Annotated in this window: 13 protein-coding genes; 2 read left to right on the plus strand and 11 right to left on the minus strand. The window is 74.6% G+C overall.

Annotation, left to right across the window (positions count from 1 at the left end; all coding sequences use genetic code 11):
• Positions 1-3: 3 nt before the first annotated feature.
• From FDP22_RS08235 to FDP22_RS08245, 3 genes are all read right to left on the minus strand, one after another.
• Entirely contained in the window at positions 4-1002 is a 999-nt protein-coding gene (locus FDP22_RS08235; RefSeq protein WP_138572180.1) for an NAD(P)H-quinone oxidoreductase, read from the minus strand.
• Entirely contained in the window at positions 999-1874 is an 876-nt protein-coding gene (locus FDP22_RS08240) for a branched-chain amino acid aminotransferase (RefSeq protein ID WP_138572179.1), read from the minus strand. The genes FDP22_RS08235 and FDP22_RS08240 overlap by 4 nt, the downstream gene beginning before the upstream one ends.
• A 522-nt stretch (positions 1875-2396) precedes the next feature.
• Complete coding sequence (locus FDP22_RS08245; protein WP_138572178.1) at positions 2397-3122, minus strand: dioxygenase family protein; 726 nt, start codon at positions 3120-3122, stop codon at positions 2397-2399.
• A gap of 148 nt (positions 3123-3270) precedes the next feature.
• Between FDP22_RS08245 and accD the strand changes: the two genes are divergently transcribed.
• Positions 3271-4230: an acetyl-CoA carboxylase, carboxyltransferase subunit beta gene (gene accD / locus FDP22_RS08250; RefSeq protein WP_138572177.1), complete on the plus strand. Its 960-nt coding sequence runs from the start codon at positions 3271-3273 to the stop codon at positions 4228-4230.
• 95 nt (positions 4231-4325) lie between these two features.
• Positions 4326-5552: a bifunctional folylpolyglutamate synthase/dihydrofolate synthase gene (locus FDP22_RS08255; protein WP_138572567.1), complete on the plus strand. Its 1227-nt coding sequence runs from the start codon at positions 4326-4328 to the stop codon at positions 5550-5552.
• 591 nt (positions 5553-6143) lie between these two features.
• Here the strand turns inward: FDP22_RS08255 and FDP22_RS08265 are convergent.
• From FDP22_RS08265 to FDP22_RS08300, 8 genes are all read right to left on the minus strand, one after another.
• Complete coding sequence (locus FDP22_RS08265; RefSeq protein ID WP_205910861.1) at positions 6144-6707, minus strand: P-loop NTPase family protein; 564 nt, start codon at positions 6705-6707, stop codon at positions 6144-6146.
• Between the two features lie 168 nt (positions 6708-6875).
• Positions 6876-7199 carry a thioredoxin gene (trxA, locus tag FDP22_RS08270; protein WP_118133125.1) on the minus strand — a complete coding sequence of 108 codons (324 nt, stop codon included), beginning with the start codon at positions 7197-7199 and terminating at the stop codon, positions 6876-6878.
• 68 nt (positions 7200-7267) lie between these two features.
• Positions 7268-10915: a double-strand break repair helicase AddA gene (addA, locus tag FDP22_RS08275; RefSeq protein WP_143972247.1), complete on the minus strand. Its 3648-nt coding sequence runs from the start codon at positions 10913-10915 to the stop codon at positions 7268-7270.
• Positions 10912-13911, minus strand: coding sequence for a double-strand break repair protein AddB (addB, locus tag FDP22_RS08280; RefSeq protein WP_138572174.1), 3000 nt, complete (start codon positions 13909-13911; stop codon positions 10912-10914). The genes addA and addB overlap by 4 nt, the downstream gene beginning before the upstream one ends.
• Positions 13911-14615 carry a nucleotidyltransferase family protein gene (locus FDP22_RS08285; protein ID WP_138572173.1) on the minus strand — a complete coding sequence of 235 codons (705 nt, stop codon included), beginning with the start codon at positions 14613-14615 and terminating at the stop codon, positions 13911-13913. Before FDP22_RS08285 ends, addB begins: the two co-directional genes overlap by 1 nt.
• Complete coding sequence (locus FDP22_RS08290; protein ID WP_138572172.1) at positions 14608-15636, minus strand: aminoglycoside phosphotransferase family protein; 1029 nt, start codon at positions 15634-15636, stop codon at positions 14608-14610. The genes FDP22_RS08285 and FDP22_RS08290 overlap by 8 nt, the downstream gene beginning before the upstream one ends.
• Positions 15633-16103: a tRNA (adenosine(37)-N6)-threonylcarbamoyltransferase complex ATPase subunit type 1 TsaE gene (gene tsaE / locus FDP22_RS08295; RefSeq protein ID WP_138572171.1), complete on the minus strand. Its 471-nt coding sequence runs from the start codon at positions 16101-16103 to the stop codon at positions 15633-15635. The genes FDP22_RS08290 and tsaE overlap by 4 nt, the downstream gene beginning before the upstream one ends.
• A gap of 525 nt (positions 16104-16628) precedes the next feature.
• Complete coding sequence (locus FDP22_RS08300; RefSeq protein ID WP_170317635.1) at positions 16629-19064, minus strand: PAS-domain containing protein; 2436 nt, start codon at positions 19062-19064, stop codon at positions 16629-16631.
• Between the last annotated feature and the right edge of the window lie 33 nt (positions 19065-19097).

Genomic DNA, 19097 nt, shown 5'->3' on the forward strand with positions numbered 1-19097 from the left:
GGATCAGCCCAGCGTGAGGACGATCTTGCCGATATGCTCGGAGCCTTCCATGCGCGCATGCGCCTCGGACGCCTTCTCCAGCGGGAAACTCCGGTCCATCACCGGCGCGATGCGCCCGGAGCCCAGCAGCGGCCAGACCCTGCCGCGCAGGCTTTCGGCAATCTGCGCCTTCGCCTCGATGCTGCGCGGCCGCAGGGTGGAGCCGGTGATGGTGAGCCGGCGCATCATCACCTGGGCGAAGTTCAGCTCCACCTTCGGGCCGGTGAGGAAGGCGATCTGCACCAGGCGCCCGTCGTCGGCCAGCGCGGCCACGTTGCGCGGCAGGTAGCTGCCGCCGACCATGTCGAGGATCAGGTCCACGCCGCGGCCTCCGGTGGCCTTCTTCACCACCTCGACGAAATCCGCCTCGCGGTAGTTGATCGCGTGTTCCGCGCCCAGGGCCTCGCAGGCGGCGCATTTCTCCGCCGACCCGGCGGTGGTGAACACCCGGGCACCGAAGGCCGCGGCAAGCTGGATCGCCGTCGTCCCGATGCCCGAGGAGCCGCCGTGCACCAGGAAGCTTTCGCCCGCGGTCAGCCCGCCGCGGTCCATCACGTTGGTCCAGACGGTGAAGAACGTCTCGCACAGCGCCGCGGCCTGCTCCCAGGAATAACCCTGCGGCACCGGCAGGGCGTGGGCGGCGGGGGTGACCGCGTATTCGGCATAGCCGCCGCCGGGCAGCAGCGCGCAGACCGCGTCACCGGGGGCCACACCGGTTACGCCCGGGCCGATGGCCGCCACCGCGCCGGCGCATTCCAGGCCTGGCAGGTCGGAGGCGCCGGGGGGCGGGGCGTAGCTGCCGGCGCGCTGCAGGCAGTCGGGCCGGTTCACCCCGGCCGCCTTCACCCGGATCAGGATCTCGCCATGGCCGGGCACCGGCACCGGGCGGGTGACGGGCTTGAGCACTTCCGGCCCGCCGGGCGCGGAAATCTCGATGGCGGTCATTGTCTCGGGCAGGGTCATTCCGCGGCTCTCCGTGTTGCGTGGGCATAGTCCCAGTAGAGGGCGCGGGCGCGGCGGGCCACCGGGCCGTGGCCGAGCGCGCGCTCCTCGAACCGGGTGACCGGCAGCAGCTTGTTCGCGTTGCCGGTGAGGAAGATCTCGTCCGCCGTCTCGAACTCCGCCACCGTCATGGTGGCTTCGTGCACCTCAACCCCGTCGGCGCGCAGCAGCGCGATGATGCGCTGGCGGGTGATGCCGTTGAGGAAGGTGCCGTTCGGAACCGGGGTGAACACCACCCCGTCCTTCACCGCGAAGACGTTGGTGGAGGCGGTTTCGGCCACGTTGCCCTCGAAATCCATCGAGAGCGCGTTGTGGAAGCCGCGCATCTGCGCCTCGCGCAGGATACGGCCGTTGTTGGCGTAGAGGCCGCCGGCCTTCGCCTCCGTCATCGCCGCCAGCGGATGCGGGCGCAGGAAGGGCGAGACGGTGAGGCTCAGGTCCGCTTCCGGGTCCGCCATCGGCAGGTCCTCGAGGCAGAGCGCGAAGGCGGTGGTGGCCGGGTCCGGCGCGATCATGCCCGACAGCGCCCCGCGCGACCACATCATGGGGCGGATGTAGACCGGGGTGTCCGGCGCGTAGGCCGCCAGCCCCTCCAGCGCGATGGCCTCGATCTGCGGCGCGCTGAGCGGCGCCTCCAGCCCCATCACCGAGGCCGAGCGCAGCGCGCGTTCGCAGTGCAGCCCGAGATCGGGGGTGACGCCCTCGAAGGCCCGCGCCCCGTCGAAGATCAGCGTGCCCTGCCAGGTGCCATGGTCGGCCGCGCCCATGATGGGCAGGTTGCCCTCATGCCACTTGCCTTCGAAATACGTGCGGATCCTGGTGCCGAATGCCATGTGTGCCTCCCTCAGACGCGCGGAGCCTAGACCGGATGCAGGGCGGATGCAAAGCCCCGGGCGCGCGCCGCCGCCCCCCGTCCGGCCCGCGCGACGGCGGGGCCGGTCCCGCCGCTGTCCCGCCCGCGTTCCGTCGCCCGGGCCGTTGCCCCGCCGCAGCGGGAGGCGCGGGGCCTGACGGTCCCCGCCAGCGCTCCACCGGGGGGTCGGTCCCTCCTCGCGCTCCGCCAGGCATAGGGTGTCGATCCGCGCCCGTGTTCCATCGGGCAAAGGGTGTCGGTCGGGCAAAGGGTGTCGGTCGGCATCCGTGCTCCGCCGAGTGGAGGACGAGGGTCCTCCCTCGCGTTCCGCTTCGCGCAGACTGGCGGACCCCCTTCGCGCAAACTGGCGGCCCCCCTCGCGCGGGCTGCCGGCCTGCACCCGTGCTCCACCGGGGGCAGGCGTCGGTCCCTGCCGGCGCTCCGACGTGTGGAAGATTGACGGCGCCCGCCTGCGCTCACCGCCGGCGGAGGCTGCCGGTTCTCATCCCCGGCGGCCCGGGGGCGGCGGGGACGGCAGGGGGCCTGCAGCGGCCGGGGCGTCCAGCCCCACCTGCAGCCAGGCGGTGATGCCGCCCGCCCCGTGCTCCAGCTCGGCCATCGCGCCGGTGTCGAGCCGGGCGAGCACCCGGTCATCGGTGTTGAACGTGTCGCGGGTGCCGGCCCGCGAGGCATAGGGTTGCTGCCCGGCGAAGACGGCCTCGTTCACCGCGTCGGGAAAGAAGATCTGCGAGGTGAGCGCCGGTTGGCCGCCCAGGAACACCTTGTAATGCACGTGCGGCGTGCGGCCCCGGACCCAGCCGGGATAGATGGTGCGGAAGCGCACGCCGCCCTGCGCGTCGGTGAAGCCGGTGCCGCGCAGGAAGGTGGTGGGCGCCCCGGCCGTCCCTCCCGGCGCCGGCGGGCCGGAATAGGCGCCGGTGGCGTCGCAGTGCCAGACATCCACCCGCGCGCCGGAGACGGGCAGGCACTGCGGTGTCACCAGCCGCAGCAGCAGGGTGAGCGGCAGGCCGGCGCGGCCCTCGGTGATGTCCTCGCGCACGAGGCGGACGTCGGTGTAGGAGCCGTCTTCGGCGATGCCGGGGGTGAGCGCGCAGGCGGCGGGGCCCGCGCCGGGCGCCGCGGAGGCGGGCAGGGGGCGCAGGATGGTGGCAAGCACCGGCGAGAGGGCGAGCCCGGCCACCAGGGCGCGCCGCGAGAGGTCGGTCATGTCGTGTCTCCGAAGGCAGGGGGGGCGCCACGGGGGGCGCCTTACGGGCGAAACGGGGCCGGAGGGGAATTCCGTCAGCCTCGCGTTGCGTTTCGCCGCGCTGCGCTCTATCTAGCGCGGCAGGGGCCAAGAACAGGGGCGCACGCGCATGAACTGGATCTCGAACTACGTCAAGCCGACGATCAACTCGCTGTTTTCCCGCCGCGAGGTGCCGGAGAATCTCTGGCGCAAATGCGACGAGTGCGGAACCATGCTGTTCCACCGTGAGCTGACGGACGCGCTCATGGTCTGCCCCTCCTGCCAGCATCACATGGCGATCACGCCGCGCGCGCGCTTCGAGGCGCTGTTCGACGGCGGCACCTTCGTCACCGTTCCCGTGCCCGAACCTCTGGCCGATCCGCTCGGCTTCCGCGACCAGAAACGCTACGGCGAGCGCATGCGCGAGGCCCGCCGCAAGACCGGCGAGCACGAGGCCATGCTGGTGGCCGAGGGCCGGCTGGGGCAGGCCGAGGTGGTCTGCGCCGCGCAGGACTTCTCCTTCATGGGCGGCTCGATGGGCATGGCAGTGGGCAATGCCATCATCGCCGCCGCCGAGCGCGCGGTGGCCAAGCACTGCCCGCTGATCCTCTTCGCCGCCGCCGGCGGCGCGCGCATGCAGGAGGGCATCCTCTCGCTCATGCAGATGCCGCGCACCACCGTGGCCGTGCAGATGCTGCGCGAGGCCGGGTTGCCCTACATCGTGGTGCTCACCCACCCCACCACCGGGGGTGTCACCGCCTCCTACGCCATGCTGGGCGACGTGCAGATCGCCGAGCCGAACGCGCTCATCTGCTTCGCCGGCCCGCGGGTGATCGCCCAGACCATCCGCGAGACCCTGCCCGAGGGCTTCCAGCGCGCCGAGTACCTGCTGGACCACGGCATGCTGGACATGGTCGTCCACCGCCGCGACATGCGCGACGAGCTGGCCACCCTCATCCGCATGCTCATGAGCCTGCCGCCGCGCAGCCACGGCGACCTGCCGGCCCCCGAGGCCGCGGCCCCCGCGCCGCTGCCCGAGCCGGCACCCGCCGGCGAGGCACCCGCCGCCGCCCCGGCGCCGCGCGGCTGATCGCACCACCGGAGGCCCGGCCCGTGACCGTTCCCGAGATCCTCCCGGTGTCCGGGCCCTCCTCCGGCGCGCCCAGCGACGCGATCCTCGCGCGCATGATGGCGCTGCACCCGAAGATCATCGACCTCACGCTGGACCGGGTGGACCGCCTGCTCGCCGCGCTGGGCCACCCCGAGCGCGCGCTGCCGCCGGTGATCCACATCGCCGGCACCAATGGCAAGGGCTCCACCCAGGCGATGATCCGCGCCGGGCTGGAGGCCGCCGGAGACCGGGTCCATGCCTATACCTCGCCGCATCTGGTGCGCTTCCACGAGCGCATCCGCCTCGCCGGAGAGCTGATCCCGGAGCCGGCGCTGGAGGCGCTGCTGGCGCGCTGCGAGGCGGCGAACGGCGGCGCCCCGATCACCTATTTCGAGATCACCACCTGCGCCGCGCTGCTCGGCTTCGCCGGAACGGCGGCGGAGTGGACGCTGCTGGAGGTCGGGCTCGGCGGCCGTCTGGATGCCACGAACGTGGTCGACCGCCCGGCGCTCACCGTCATCACCCCGGTCGATCTCGACCACCAGCAGTACCTGGGCGAGAGCCTGGAGGAGATCGCCGGCGAGAAGGCCGGCATCCTCAAGCGCGGCGTGCCCTGCATCGTGGGCCCGCAGCATGACGCCGCCCGCGCGGTGATCGAGGAGCGCGCCGCCCGGCTGGGCGCGCCGCTGCTCCTGCACGGGCAGGACTGGATGGCACGCGGCGAGAACGGCCGCATGGTCTACGAGGACGAGGCGGGGCTGCTGGACCTGCCGCTGCCGCGGCTGATCGGGGCGCACCAGATCGGCAACGCCGGCATGGCCATCGCCGCCCTGCGCCGGCTGGGCCGCGGCGACCCGGAGGCCGCGCTCACCCGGGCGGAGTGGCCCGCCCGCATGCAGCGCCTGCGCCACGGCCCGCTCACCGACAGGGCCGCCGAGATCTGGCTGGACGGCGGGCACAACCCGGCGGCGGGAGAGGCCCTGGCCGCCGTGCTGGCCGCGCTGCCCGCGCGCCCCACCCACGCCATCTGCGGCATGCTCAACACCAAGGACATCGGCGGCTTCCTGCGTCCGCTCGCCCCGCACCTGCGCGGCCTGCAGGCGGTGTCGATTCCGGACTCGCAGGCCACCCTGCCGGCCGATGTCACCGCGGGGGCCGCCCGCGCCGCCGGCATCCGCGCCGTGGAAGCCGCCTCCGTCGGCGCCGCCCTTTCCGCGATCCTCGAAGAGACGCCGGAGGCAAGGGTGCTGATCTGCGGGTCGCTCTACCTTGCCGGCGTGGTGCTGCGCGACTATTCCTGAGCCTTGAGCCTTGAGCCTTGAGCCTTGAGCCTTGAGCCTTGAGCCTTGAGCCTTGAGCCTTGAGCCTTGAGCCTTGAGCCTTGAGCCTTGAGCCTTGAGCCTTGAGCCCTGAGCCCCGGAGGCATCGGGCCGGAATCTCCGTATCGTGACCTCGACCATCGGGCATCTTCAGAAGAAACATGCCCCGCGCGCGGCCAGCGCCGCCCGGCGCGCGTTCCTCACGCGGAGCATGTTTCGGGGCTTGACCGGAAGGTCCCCCCGGCGCAGCCATCCTCACCGCTCACCGCTCACCGCTCACCGCTCACCGCTCACCGCTCACCGCTCACCGCTCACCGCTCACCGCTCACCGCTCACCGCTCACCGCTCACCGCTCACCGCTCACCGCTCACCGCTCACCGCTCACCGCTCACCGCTCACCGCTCACCGCTCACCGCTCACCGCTCACCGCTCACCGCTCACCGCTCACCGCTCACCGCTCACCGCTCACCGCTCACCGCTCACCGCTCACCGCTCACCGCTCACCGCTCACCGCTCACCGCTCACCGCTCACCGCTCACCGCTCACCGCTCACCGCTCTCCGCGGGGGGCGGGTCAGTTCCGGATCAGGTCTGGCAGGGTGGAGAGGGGTCCCTCGACGCCCAGGCCCTTCAGCGCGCGGGCGAGGCTTTCGCCCGGCGTTCCGCTGCCCTCGATCCGGGTCACCGGGCAGGGCAGGCGGTTGATCCAGTCCTCGTGCCGCGTCCGGCTGCGCTGCTCGAACCCCGCGGTCTCGTAGCGCGCCGCCCAGGCCAGGAAGGCTTCCGTTTCCCCGGAGCCCTGGTCGCCGTAGCGCAGCCGCTCCCGGGCTTCGAGCCGTGGCATGCGCAGGGCGTCGGGTGTGGTGAGGAAGATCGCGTGGTCCAGCCGGTCGATCAGCGGGTCTCCCCAGGGGTCGAGCGCGCCGCTCAGCACCCAGGCCGGGCCGGGCAGGAACAGCGCCTCCATCAGCGCCAGGCGGTCTTCCACCGGGCGGCGGCGGGTGAAGCGCGGCGGCTCCGGGCTCCAGAAGAAATCATCCGTGTCGAAATGCGGAACGGCGAGCGCGCAGGCCAGCAGCCGGCCCAGCGTGGTGGTGCCGGAGCCGGATGCGCCGAGAACGAGAATGCGCCGCGTCATCTTTCTGCCCCTTCGTGGATCTCGCGCCCCGGGGCCCGCGCCCGGAACGGGGCCGGCACGCCGGGAGGCGCCTGCGGCCCGGGCGGGCCGGATACGCGAACGCCCCGGCCGTGGAGGCCGGGGCGCGCTGTCTCGGATCGACCCCGCGGCAGGGCCGCGGGCGGGCGCTCAGATGGCGCTCTTGATCCAGTCGTTCAGGGTGGACTTCGGCGCGGCGCCGGCGCGGTTCGAGACGATGGCGCCATCCTTGAACATGAACAGGGCGGGAATGCCGCGCACGCCGAGCTTGGAGGGCGTGTTCGGGTTCTCGTCCACGTTCACCTTGGCGATCTTGATCTTGCCCTCATACTCGGTGGCAAGCTCTTCGAGCGCGGGCGCGATCATGCGGCAGGGGCCGCACCATTCGGCCCAGAAATCGACCAGCACGGGGACGTCGGAGTTGACGACCTCGGCATCGAAATTGGCGTCGGTAACCTTGACGGTAGCGGACATTGCAGCCTCCTGCGGAAAAGAGTGTCGGTACGACTGGCCACGGAAGGTAGGGAGTCCACCGGGCAGGGTCAAGATGTAGGGCGCGCGCGGGCGAGCGCGGCCATCACGAGGGCGCGAGGCAGCCGCATCAGCCGCGGTGCTGCGGTCCAGAGCAGGGCGGTTTCCACCCGGGCGCCGGGCCAGACCTGCTCCAGCGCCGCCTGGTAGGCGCCCATCTGGCGCAGCAGCGCCTCGGGCACCGCCTCGGGGGTGCCGGGCAGCACGCGGTTGGACTTGAAGTCCACCGCCAGCACCCGGGTGCCGCTCACCACCAGCCGGTCCAGCCGGCCTGCAATGCGCGCGCCACCCAGCGCGGGCAGGTCGGCGGCCACGCCGGCCTCGGCCAGCGCCTCCGGCCCGAAGATCTCCGCCGCCTCGGGCATGGCGAGCACGCCGAGCGCCTCCGCCAGCAGGGCCGGGTCCGCCTCCGGGCCCAGCAGGCGGGCGGCGGCCACGTCCCGCGCGGTGGCGGGCAGGGCCGGAAGGTGTTCGAGCAGCAGGTGCAGCGCGCTGCCCCGGGCGAGGGCCTTGGCCTCGTCCTCCCCCGCCTCGCCGGGCAGGGCATGCGCGCCGCCCAGCCCCGAGGGCGCGAGCACGCCCGGCGCCACCGGCGCGGGCGGAGTCGGGGCGGAGAGCCAGTCCGGAAGCCCGGCCGGCGCCTCCGGCTGAGCGCCGGCCGGCTGGCCGGGCACGGGGAGCCGGGAGGACTTGGTCTCGAGCGCCGGCTCGCGCTCCGCCGCGGTCGGGCTGGGATGCGGCGCTCGTTCCGGGGTGGAGTGTGGCGCTTGCGCCGGGGCGGGATGCGGCGCTCGCTCCGGGGCGGAGGGCGACGCTTGCTTCGGGGCGGGATGCGGCGCTCGTTCCGGGGTGGAGTGTGGCGCTTGCACCGGGGAGGGGTGCGACGTTTGCCCCGGGGCGGGGGGTGGCCCGGAGGCAGCGGAGGGCGGCGCTTCCGCCCCGGTGGCCTCCTCCAGCGGGGCGAAGACGCGCATCTCCCCCTCCAGCCCGGCGGGGGCCGGGGCGGGGCGGGCGCCGGCGCGTTCCATGCCCTCGGCCACCAGATGATACCAGCCGGTCTCCCAGCCCTCCAGCGTGCCGGCGCCGCAGACCACCAGCAGGCTCTCGGCACGGGTGAGGGCGACGTAGAGCAGGCGGCGGCGCTCCTCCGCCTCGGCGGCGGCCTCCTCGTCGCGGCTCTCCAGAATGGCGCGCGGGGCATGCGCCTTCGCGGTGGCCCAGAGGCCGGTGCCGTCGCGCGCGATCACGTCGCCCCGGGCGCGGATCTTGCGCGGGGCGGTGTCGGGCAGCAGCACCACCGGCGCCTCCAGCCCCTTGGAGCCGTGCACGGTCATCACCCGCACCTGGTCCGCCTCCGCGTCCATCTCCCGCTTCACGGTGATGGCGTCGGCGTCGATCCAGCGCAGGAAGCCCGGCAGGCTGGGCACCTCGGCCTGCTCATAGGCCAGCGCCTGGGCGAGCAGCTCGTCCACCGCGTCCTCCACCTCGGGCCCGAGCCGGGCCAGCAGGCGGGCGCGGCCGCCGTGGCGGGTAAGCAGCCGCTCCAGCAGCTCGAAGGGGCGCAGGTAATCCGCGTTGTCGCGCAGGTCGGTGAGCAGGGCCACCGCCGCCTCGTGCCCGCCCTTGCGCAGCGCCTGCCACAGGGTTCCGCCGTCACGTGCGCGGGAGAGGGCGAAGAGCCCGTCCTCGCTCAGCCCGAAGAGCGGTGAGCGCAGGGCGGCGGCGAGGGACAGTTCGTCCTCCGGCGTCACCACGAAGCGCAGCACCGCCAGCAGATCGCGCACCGCCAGCTCGGCGCCGATCACCATGCGGTCCTCGCCGGCCACCGGCACGCCGCGGGTCTTCAGCTCGCGGATCAGCGCGCGCGCCAGCAGGTCGCGCCGCTGCACGAGGATGAGGATGTCGCCGGCGCGCATGGCCCGGCCGGCGCCGGGCACCGGGCGGCCCTCCTCCAGCCAGCCGGCGATCTCGCCGGCCAGGGTGGCGGCGAGCAGCAGCCGGGGGTCGTTGCGCGCCGGCTGGTCCAGCGGCTCCCACCATTCCGGCGCCTCGGCCTTCTCCGGGGTGGGGATGTAGGGCCAGAGCTCCACCCGCCCGGGTTTCGCGGCGTGAAAGGCGACGTGGGAGATGCGCTCGCCCGCCCGGGCCAGCCCCTGTGCGGCCGCGCCGGTGAATACGTGGTCCACCAGTTCCAGGATCGCCGGGGCGGAGCGGAAGGAGTGTTGCAGCGCCCCCTCCGCCAGCCGCGAGCCCAGCTCGGCGAGCCGGGCGCCGAACCAGTCGCGCTTGGCGCCGAAGGCCCGCGGCTCCGCCCCCTGGAAGGAGTAGATCGACTGTTTCTGGTCTCCCACCACGAAGAGCGTGCGCTCCGTCTCCCGCGCGCCGAGGCCGGAGAGGAACTCCTCGGTGAGCGCGGTGATCACGTCCCACTGCGCGGGGCTGGTGTCCTGCGCCTCGTCGACCAGGATGTGGTCGATGCCGCCGTCCAGCCGGTAGAGCGCCCAGGCGGCCATGGAGGAGCGGGTGAGCAGGGCGCGGCTGCGCTGCACCAGGTCGTCGAAATCGAGCATGCCGAGGGCGGATTTGCGCGCCTCGTAGGCCGCGAGGAAGGCGGTGGCGAAGCGGTGGAGCTTCAGGCTGCGCTCCAGCGTGGCCAGCGCCAGGCGCTCCTCGCGCACCTCCGCCACGCAGGCCTGCAGGGCGAGCAGGGTGTCCGGCATCTCCGGGTCCGCCTCGCGGGTCTTCTTCGTGGTGAGGGTGCTGGCGGCGAGCAGGCCGCCGTCCTTCCTCAGGAAGGCCCCTTCCAGCCCGGCGAGCGCCGCCTCCACCGCGCCGGGGGCCTCTGCGGGCCCGAGCGCCTTGCCGGCGGCGCGCAGCGCGGCGGCCAGGGCCTGTTCCTTCTTCCCCGCGCCGATCATCAGCGTGGTGGCGATGTCATCGAGGTCCTGCGGCCGCAGCCCGTCCACCGCCGCGGCCAGCCGCTCCGGGGCGGAGCGCTCGGCGGTGAGCCCCAGCGCGCGGGCCAGCGCCGGGCGCGAGACGGCGCCGGGGAAGGCGGCGCGGTGGCGCAGCACGGCGGAGACGATGCCCGACAGCCCGTCCTCGGTGAGCAGGGCGGCCATCTCGTCGAAGGCGGGGCTCTCGCCGGTCTCCGCGGCCAGCGCCAGCGTGTCGCGCACCTCCTCCAGCAGCCGGGCGGCGGAGCGGTCATCGAGCACGCGGAACCCGGGCGAGACCCCGGCCTCCAGCGGGAAGCGGCGCAGCAGCGTATCGCAGAAGGCGTGGATGGTCTGGATCTTCAGCCCGCCGGGCGTCTCCAGCGCCTGGGCGAACAGCCGGCGCGCGGTGGCGAGCCGGGCGGGCGCGGCCTCCAGCGGCGCCACCTGCAGCTCCTGCAGGGCGGCATGCAGGGCATCGTCCTCCATCATCGCCCAGGCGCCCAGCCGGCGGAACAGGCGCGACTGCATCTCCGCCGCCGCGGCGCGGGTGTAGGTGAGGCAGAGGATCTTCGCCGGCGGCGTGCCGGCCAGCAGCAGCCGGGCCACCCGGTCGGTCAGCACCCGTGTCTTGCCGGAGCCCGCGTTCGCCGCCACCCAGGTGGAGGCCAGAGGCTCCGAGGCGGCGATCTGCGCGCGGGTGGCGTCACTGATGCCGCTCATTCGGCGTCCTCCCCGTCATCCCACTCGCCCTTGCGCGAGAGGTGGTCGTAATCGCTGCCATAGGTCAGGAAATCCGGGCGCAGCCGGGCGGTGTAGGGGGTGTCCGGGGCGTCGAACCGGGCCATCATCTCCACGAAGCGCTGCCAGTCCTCGGCCAGCGCGCCGGGGCCCACCTCCACCCGCTCGATCTTGCCCTCCGTGCCGCTGGCCGGCAGGCCGATGTAGACCAGCTCGCTCACCGCGGCGCGCGGAATGCCGGAGAAGCCGCCCGCCTCGGCGATGGCCGCCTCCAGCCAGAGCTGCCGGGCATAGCCGCGCATCTGCGCCCTGGAAGGGGGGCTGCCGGTCTTGTAGTCCAGAATGGCGAGGGTGCCGTCGGTGAGCCGGTCCAGCCGGTCCGCCTTGGCCTTCAGGGTGAAGGGGCCGGCGGGCAGCGCGAAGGTGAGCACGCCGCGCCCCTCCTGCCGGAGCGGGTGGCCGACCTCGCGGCGCGCCGCCTCCTGCTCCAGGAACCAGGCCGCGCCGCGGCCCATGCGGCCGCGCCAGAGCCGGCGCTGGGCGGGCCAGGGGGTTTCGGCGTCGATCTCCTCCGCCACGATGCGCTCGAACAGGGGGCGGGGCTCCTCCGGCAGGCCGGCCTCGGTCTCGGCCACGAAGCGCTCCATCACCGCGTGCAGCACCTGGCCGCGGTCGCGTGCGTCGGGCGGGCGGCCCAGCGGGTCCAGCGCGCGCAGGCCCAGCACGTGGCGGGCATAGATGGCATAGGGGTCGCGGATCAGCGTCTCGATCTGGGTGACGGAGAGCGCGCGCGGCCGCGCCTCCACCGGCGGGCGCGGAGCGGGGCGCGGCTCGGGCGGGACGGCGGCGGCCGGCCGGTCCAGCCGCCGGGCAAGGGCGCGCCAGCGGTCGCCGCGCGCGGCCATGGCCTCCAGCGCCGCCACCCCCTCCGCGCCACTGCCCTCCAGCAGGTTGGTGAGGCGGATGAGCCAGCGCGAGGCGATGGTGGGCGTGCCCTCCGCCCGTTTCGCGCGCGAAAGGATCACCTCTCCGGCGCTGGCCCCGGTCTGGAAATCATGGGCGGAGAGGCCCACCTGGCGCTCGGGCAGCGGCAGGCCCAGGGTGGCGCGCATGGGGCGCGACAGCCAGGGGTCGGCGCCCGGCAGCTTGGGCCAGGTGCCGTCGTTCAGCCCGGCGAGGATGAGCCGGTCCGCGCTCTGCATCCGCGCCTCCAGCGCGCCGAGGATCATCACCCGCCGGTCCGGCGCGGTGCCGGGGTCCGAGGGAGGCACGTTCTCGGCCTGCATCAGCTCGTCCATCAGCCGGGCGAGATCGGTGGCGCCGAGGCTGGCGCCCACCCGGTCCTGCTCCTCCAGCCGGGCGAAGAGCCGCTCCGCCGCCTCGCCGTCGGAAAGCGCCCAGAGCCGGGCGGCCTCCGCCGGCCCGCCGCCAACCCCGGCACACAACGCCTCGGCGGCCGCGCGCAGGGTGGCGGCGCGGCGGGTGAGCTCGGCCGGGCCCGGCGCGCAGAGCGGGCCCAGCAGCCCGGCCAGCCAGCCCGCCCAGGCCAGCAGCCCCTCCGGCCCGCCGGTGACCGGGCGGCCCGTGCGCTCCGCCCGGCCCAGCCGGCGCGCGGCCCAGGCGGTGATCCACTCCGGCGTCACCTCCGGGGCGGCCTCCGCGCGCAGGTCGCGCTCCAGCGTGGCAACGGTCAGCATGTGGTCGCGCCGGATGCTGCCGGCCCCGCCGGCGAGCGGGTGCTTCAGCAGGGCGATCAGCGTGTCCGGCGCCGCCGGCCGCCCGGCGGTGCGCGCGACGAGGCGCAGGAAGATCCCCGGCGCGGTGAGCGAGAGCGGACGGCCGGCGGTGTCATCGGGGCGGATGTCCCAGCGCGCCAGCGCCGCCGTCACCTGCCGGGCGAGGCTCCGGTCCGGCGTGACCAGCGCCACGCGGGCGCCGGGCCGCTCCAGCGTCTCGCGCATGGCCAGGGCGATGGCGAGGGCTTCCTCCCGCGCGCTGTCGGCCTCGATCAGGCTCAGCCCGGCGGTGGCCGCGGCGGCCTGGGCGCGCACCAGCGGCACCGCGTCGCGCCAGGCGTCGGTCACCGGGGCGGGGCGCAGGGCGAGGCTGACGAGGGCGGAGCGTTCCGGCTCCGGCGGCGTGCCGTGCCAGCTCTCCAGCCGCTCCGGGTCCAGCCCCAGCGCGGTGACGAGGCGGCCCAGGCTGGCCTGCGGGTGGTCCGCCGGCAGGTCGGGCCAGACCGGGCCGGGCAGGTGGCCGTCGAAGCCCGGCAGCACCAGCGCGCCTTGCGGCAGACGGGCCACGGCCTGCATCAGCTCGGCCGTTGCGGCCCGGCTGCCGGTGGAACCGGCCACGATCACGGGGTGTTGCGGCGGCGCCTCCGCCCAGCGGGCGGCCAGCGCCTCCACCGTGACGCGCTGCCGCGCCTCGGGGTCCAGCGCGCCGTCCTCGCTCTCGGTGAGCATCTCCGGCCAGGCCCGCGCGACGATGCGCAGGAAGGCGAGCGTGGTCTGCCAGTGCAGCGAGTGGTCCTCGACATCGAGCCGCTCCAGCCGCTCCGCCGGCACCGCCCAGCCCTGCATCTCGTCCAGCAGCTCGGCGAGGCTGGCGGCAAGGTCGAAGCGCGCGGAGACCGGGGCGAAGCTGCCGGTGCTCTCCAGGAAGGCGCGCACCAGCTCCGACAGGCGCAGCATGCGGCGCAGCCGGTCCACCGCGGGCGGCAGCTCCGGCGCGTCCGGCCGGGCGGCGAGGTCGGAGAGCAGCATCACGCGCGGCAGCAGCCCGGGCGCCAGGGCATCGGCCAGCGCGGCCGTGAGGCTCTGCGCCGCGCGGCTGGCGTTCACGATGACCTCCACCCGCCCCAGCGCCTCCGGCGGCAGGCCCCTGGCGCGCGCCTTCAGCCCGGCGGCGAAGGCGGCGGGGAAGTTCACCCCCGGCGCCAGGGTGAACACCCGTGGGGCGGGGCTGTGGAACAGCATCAGGTGCCCCCCAGCGCGCGGTCGGCGAGGGCGAGGCCCTCCGGCGTGCCCACGTCGATCCAGCCGCCGCCGCCCGGGGCGCCGTAGAGCAGGCCCTCCTCCAGCAGCCGGTCCCACAGCAGGTTGAGCGAGAAGGCCCCCGCCGGCAGCGCGGCCAGCGGCCCGATGCGCAGCAGTTGCGCGCCGGTGAAGACAAAGGGCGCGGTTTCGGCGCTGCCCCGGCGGCGCAGGCGGCCGTCCGGCTCCAGGAAGAAATCCCCGGCGCGGGTGTAGCCGGTGGCGGCCGCGCGCGGCACGAGGTGGAGAAGCGCGCCCATGCCGGGCGCCCAGGCGGCGCGCAGGGTGGCCACGGGGTCCTCCCCGGTCCAGATCGCGTCGGAATTCAGGGTGAGCACGGGGCCCTCGCCGGCGCCCAGCAGCGGCAGGGCGGCGCGCAACCCGCCGCCGGTGTCCAGGATCTCCGGCTGCTCGTCGGAGAAGGCGATCTCCGGGCGCCGGCGGGTGGCGAGGTGGTCGCGGATCTGCGCGCTGCGGTAGTGCAGGTTCACCACGGCGCGGGGGCAGCCGGCGGCCTCGGCCCGGTCCAGCACCCGGTCGAGCAGGCTGCGCCCGGCCACGCGCAGGAGCGGCTTCGGGCAGTGGGCGGTGAGCGCGCCCATGCGCGTGCCGAACCCGGCGGCGAAGATCATCACCGGCTCAGCCATGCGCGGCCCCGATGCGCGCCAGCACCTCCGGCCCCGGCGGCGGCACATGCGCGGTGACGAAGCCGCGCAGCCCGGCGAGGGCCGGGTGCTCCAGGTCCCGCATCAGGTGCGCCCAGACGCGGGGGATGAGGCGCAGGTAGCCCGGCTTGCCGTCGCGCCGGCACAGGCGGGCGAAGATGCCGGTGATCTTGAGGTTGCGCTGCGCGCCGAGCACGGCATAGGCGGCGCGGAAGGCCTCCGGATCCGCCGGGGCCGCGCGGGCGATGTAGCGCTCCAGCATGGCGGCGCGCAGCTCCGGCGCGGTGTCGCGGCGGGCGTCTTCGAGCAGCGAGACGAGGTCATAGGCCGGGTGGCCGCGCAGGGCGTCCTGGTAGTCCAGCAGGCCGACGGCGGCGGTGCCCGCGCGCTCCGGCAGCCAGAGCAGGTTCTCGGCGTGGTAGTCGCGCAGCACCAGGCAGGCGCGCGCCCCGGCCACCTGCGCGCAGGCCGCCTCGACATGCGCGCCGTACTCCGCCGCGAGATCGGGGGAGACCGGGCCGGGCAGGTACCAGCCGGTGACCAGCTCCGCCTCGCGGCGCAGGGTGGCGGCGTCATAGGGGGTCACGTCGACGGCCTGGCCGGCGGCGGGCAGGTTGCGGGGCGGGGGCAGGCGGTGCAACTCGGCCAGCAGGTCCACGGCGCGGGCGTAGAGCGGGATCTCGCGCGCGGGCTGCGCGGCGCAGACGCGGGCGTAGAGCGCGTCGCCCAGGTCCTCGAGCAGCAGGAGCCCGTCATCGGCGGCCTCCGCGAGGATCTCCGGGGCGCTGAAGCCCCCGGCGCGCAGCCAGCCGGTGAGGGCGAGGAAGGGGCGCACGTCCTCGCCGCGCTCACGCGGGGCGTCCATCAGCATGGCGCTGCGGCCGTCCGGCGCGGTGAGCCGCTCGTAGGCGCGGGCGGAGGCGTCGGAGGCCAGCGGCCGGCGGCTGGCGGCCTCCCAGCCGGCGGAGGCGAGGAAAGCGGTCTTCAGCGGCTCGCGGGTCATGCGCCGAGGTCTCCGAGCAGGGGTGCCCAGCCGGCGCCGGCGGCGGTGAGCCGGGCGCGGCGGCCCTCGCCCTCATCGCTGAGCGCGACGGCGAGGTGGCGCGCCGGGCGCAGGTTGCCCAGCCGTTCCGGCCATTCGATGAGGCAGATCGCGCTGTCGAAGGCCTCGTCGAGCCCGAGTTCGATCAGTTCGTCCGCGTGGCCGAGCCGGTAGAGGTCGCAGTGCCAGAGCGCGGCGGCCTCGGTCTCATAGACCTGCACGAGGGTGAAGGTGGGGCTGGGGATGTCCTCCACCCGGCCCTCCGCCGCCAGGCGGCTGCGGATGATCGCCCGGGCGAGGCTCGACTTTCCGGCGCCCAGCGTGCCGCCCAGCAGCAGCGTGTCACCGGGCGCGAGGCGCGCGGCGAGGGCGGCGCCGAGCGCATCGGTTGCCGCGGCGTCGGGGAGGAAAAGGGAGAGTTCGCGCATGGCCGTCCGCAGGAAGTTGGAATGCCCCACCCCTAGACCAATTCGTGGCGGGGGGGAAGCGCGGGGCCGCGCCGGCCGGCGGCGCGGCGTTCCGGGGTGGGGGCGTCCGGACGCGCGAAACCGGAAGCGGCGGAGGCTGGCGCGTGGCGCGACGCGGACCGGGTCGGGGCCTCGGGGAGGCGTCACGCGGTGGCGGGTGGGTGTGCATCGGGCCGGGAGCGGGCGATGCCTGTCTTCGGTGACGGGCGCGATCGGCTGGGAGAGCGAGATGCGTGCCGCGGGGGGCAGGTGTGGCCAGCCGCCTGGCGCAATGGCGCGATCGAGCGGTGGCGGGAGAGGTCGGGGCCGGAGCGCCTCCGGAAGGCCCCGGCACGGTCCCGGGAGCGGGACGCCCCGATGGACGGGCCTGCGGGGATGCCGAAGGTACGGGCCATGTGGGGCGGGCGATGCGCTGAACGTCCGGGGCGATGGTGTCGGAAGGGGCGGTCGGCGGCGTGGCGCTCTGGTCCCGGCCAGGGCGGGGTGTCAGCGCGCGGTGCGGCGGCGGTCCGGCGGGGCGGGCTGGCTGTCCGGCCGGGGGGCGTCGACGAGGACGGGGGCGAGATCCCGGGGGCTGTCCGGAAGCGCGGGCACGCTTGCGCCGCGAAGCGGGGAGACCGGGGCACCGGGCAGGTCTGCCACATGGGCTTCGCCACCGCCGCCCTCCACCGTTCTCAGCGGCACGCTGCAGACGAGGCGACGGCCGCCCGACCCGTCCGGTCCGGCCTCGATGCGGGCGCCCTGTTCCCCGGCGATGCGGCGCACCAGGGGGCTGGCCTCGCCCAGGGACACGGCGCGGGCCGGGCGGCAGGTCACCACGATGATGGTGAGCCAGTCGGGCGAGACCTTGGTCTCGAGGGTGATCTGGCCGTGGTTGATGCTGGCGGCGATGGCATCGGCCACGAGATGGAAGCACAGGCGGCGCAGGTCGCGGCTGCGCAGCGGCAGGTGCGGCGTCTCCCCCTCCGGCAGGGCGATGGACACGCCGATCTGGCGCGAGGCGGCGGCCTCCCGGGAGGGGCGCTGCAGCGAGCGCAGCAGGCCGGGCAGGTCGCTGTTCTCCGAATCGGAGGTGTCGGGGGGCGCGAGGAAGATGCGCAGGGTGGCGACCGCGTCGGCTATCCCGGCCCGCAGGGCGCTGTCGCGGTGGCGGCCGGCGAGGTCCGCCATCTCCTCGAGCTGGCGCAGGGAGTCCTCGGCGCGGTCCCGGTTCTCGATCCGGCCGGCGCGGGCCAGGTCGGCCTCCTGCTCCAGGCTCGACATCCGGGCGCGCAGGGAGGCCTGCAGGCGTTCGCGGTCCGTCTCGTCGCCGAAGGAGACGAGGGTGGAGCCGTCCGGCGTCGGCGCCACGCGCAGCACGAGGACACGGCCGTCGAGCGGCCGCAGCCGCGCGCTCCAGGCCGAGCGGGCCTCGTGCCGGGTGATGAAGTCCTTCAGGTCGCGCCAGACCGTCTCGCCGGCGGAGCCGGGGTGCGAGGCCTCCGCCTCCGCGCCCCGGCACTGGGCGGACCAGAGCGCGATCAGCCGCGAGACATGCGTGCCCGGCTCCGCCGCGCCAAGCTCCGGCCAGATGGTGCGGAAGGCGAGGTTGGCGAAGGCGAGCGTGCCGTCGGGCCGGAACAGCAGCGTGGCCTCGGGCAACTTGTGCAGCACGGCCCGGAAGGTCTCGATCTCCGAGCGGTACCGGCGCTCCAGCGTCACGGCCGAGGAAATGTCCTCGAACAGGAAGGCGATGGCGCCCTGCGGATGCGGGCGGCCGATCACCCGCAGGGTCTGGCCCGAGGGCAGGGCCCAGTCCTCCTCGTAGCTTGCCGCCTCCGCGTCCCGCTCCAGCACGGTGAGCTTGCGCCGCCAGGCGAGGAAATCCTGCTGGTCTGGCATCTGGCGGTTCTCGCGCAGGCGCTCGAGGAAATCGCGCAGGCCGGGGCGCGCGGCAAGCCAGGTCGGGTCCAGCTTGAGGATCTCGGAGATCGCCGGGTTGAACAGGCCGAGGCGGCGGTTCTTGTCGAAGATCGCGAGGCCGATGGGCAGGTGCGCGAAGGTTTCCGTCAGCGTTTCCACGAAGCGTTTCAGCGCCGCTTCCGCGCGCATGATCCCGTCCGCGCCGAGCGCGAAGCCGATCACGTCATCCGCCGGGCCGGGAAGTTCGGTCACGTCATACCACTTGGGCTCGCCGCCCGCGTCGCGCAGCGGCATCCGGCGCTGGAGGGGGCCGAAATCGCTTCCCTGGACCGCGTTGGCCGGCGGGCAGGGGTCCGGGAACAGCCAGGCGATCTCGGAGGGCTGGCCGCCGCGCCGGCTCACCATTTCCTGGCAATAGGCGGCATTGGCCCAGAGCACCTTCTCGCCCCGGCGGCGCCAGATGAGGGCCGGCGCCTCGCTCACCATCACGCGCAGGTAGGCGCACTCCTCCTCCAGCCTGGCGGCACGGTCCTCCGCGATGCGCTGGGCGCGGCGGGCCGCGGAGATGTCGCGCAGCACGACGGAGACGAGGGCGCCCCGCGTCTCCCCCGTCACCTCGAGATCCTGGCCGTCACGGGTGACGATGTCGCGCGAGAACGGCCGCTGGTGGGTGAAGAGCGCCGCGAGGTCCTCCCCCAGTTCCGAGGATTGCCGCGACAGCCAGGTGACGAGGCGGATGCGCTGGCCCTCCCGGCTTTCGGGCAGGCTGTCGATCATGCGGCGCCCGGCTTCCGTGGTGGCGTGCAGGGCCATGCCGCGGAACAGGAAAATGCAGCCATCCGCCGCGGAGATCGCCTTGCGGACCCGCGTGACACCGAAATGCTGTTGCCCCAGCAGAAGCAAGGCACCGAGAGCGGCACCGAGCAGGGCCGCGCAGAAAGCCGTCACTTCCACCGGGAGTGCGTCGACCCATCGTGCCAGTGCGGCCCCTGGCAGGTAGATCGCAGCAGGGATGCCCATGACACCTCCCATTTGCTGGAATACGTGTCCAGT

Origin of the sequence: Paroceanicella profunda (assembly GCF_005887635.2) — a bacterium.
Lineage (GTDB): Bacteria > Pseudomonadota > Alphaproteobacteria > Rhodobacterales > Rhodobacteraceae > Paroceanicella > Paroceanicella profunda.

Excerpts from the sequence above, each read along its gene's own strand:
- FDP22_RS08290 (WP_138572172.1), bottom strand. The coding sequence starts at position 15,636 with ATGACCCGCGAGCCGCTGAAGACCGCTTTCCTCGCCTCCGCCGGCTGG.
- FDP22_RS08240 (WP_138572179.1), bottom strand. The coding sequence starts at position 1,874 with ATGGCATTCGGCACCAGGATCCGCACGTATTTCGAAGGCAAGTGGCAT.
- accD (WP_138572177.1), top strand. The coding sequence starts at position 3,271 with ATGAACTGGATCTCGAACTACGTCAAGCCGACGATCAACTCGCTGTTT.
- addB (WP_138572174.1), bottom strand. The coding sequence starts at position 13,911 with ATGCTGTTCCACAGCCCCGCCCCACGGGTGTTCACCCTGGCGCCGGGG.
- FDP22_RS08285 (WP_138572173.1), bottom strand. The coding sequence starts at position 14,615 with ATGGCTGAGCCGGTGATGATCTTCGCCGCCGGGTTCGGCACGCGCATG.
- FDP22_RS08245 (WP_138572178.1), bottom strand. The coding sequence starts at position 3,122 with ATGACCGACCTCTCGCGGCGCGCCCTGGTGGCCGGGCTCGCCCTCTCG.
- FDP22_RS08235 (WP_138572180.1), bottom strand. The coding sequence starts at position 1,002 with ATGACCCTGCCCGAGACAATGACCGCCATCGAGATTTCCGCGCCCGGC.
- trxA (WP_118133125.1), bottom strand. The coding sequence starts at position 7,199 with ATGTCCGCTACCGTCAAGGTTACCGACGCCAATTTCGATGCCGAGGTC.
- FDP22_RS08300 (WP_170317635.1), bottom strand. The coding sequence starts at position 19,064 with ATGGGCATCCCTGCTGCGATCTACCTGCCAGGGGCCGCACTGGCACGA.
- addA (WP_143972247.1), bottom strand. The coding sequence starts at position 10,915 with ATGAGCGGCATCAGTGACGCCACCCGCGCGCAGATCGCCGCCTCGGAG.
- FDP22_RS08255 (WP_138572567.1), top strand. The coding sequence starts at position 4,326 with ATGATGGCGCTGCACCCGAAGATCATCGACCTCACGCTGGACCGGGTG.
- FDP22_RS08265 (WP_205910861.1), bottom strand. The coding sequence starts at position 6,707 with ATGACGCGGCGCATTCTCGTTCTCGGCGCATCCGGCTCCGGCACCACC.
- tsaE (WP_138572171.1), bottom strand. The coding sequence starts at position 16,103 with ATGCGCGAACTCTCCCTTTTCCTCCCCGACGCCGCGGCAACCGATGCG.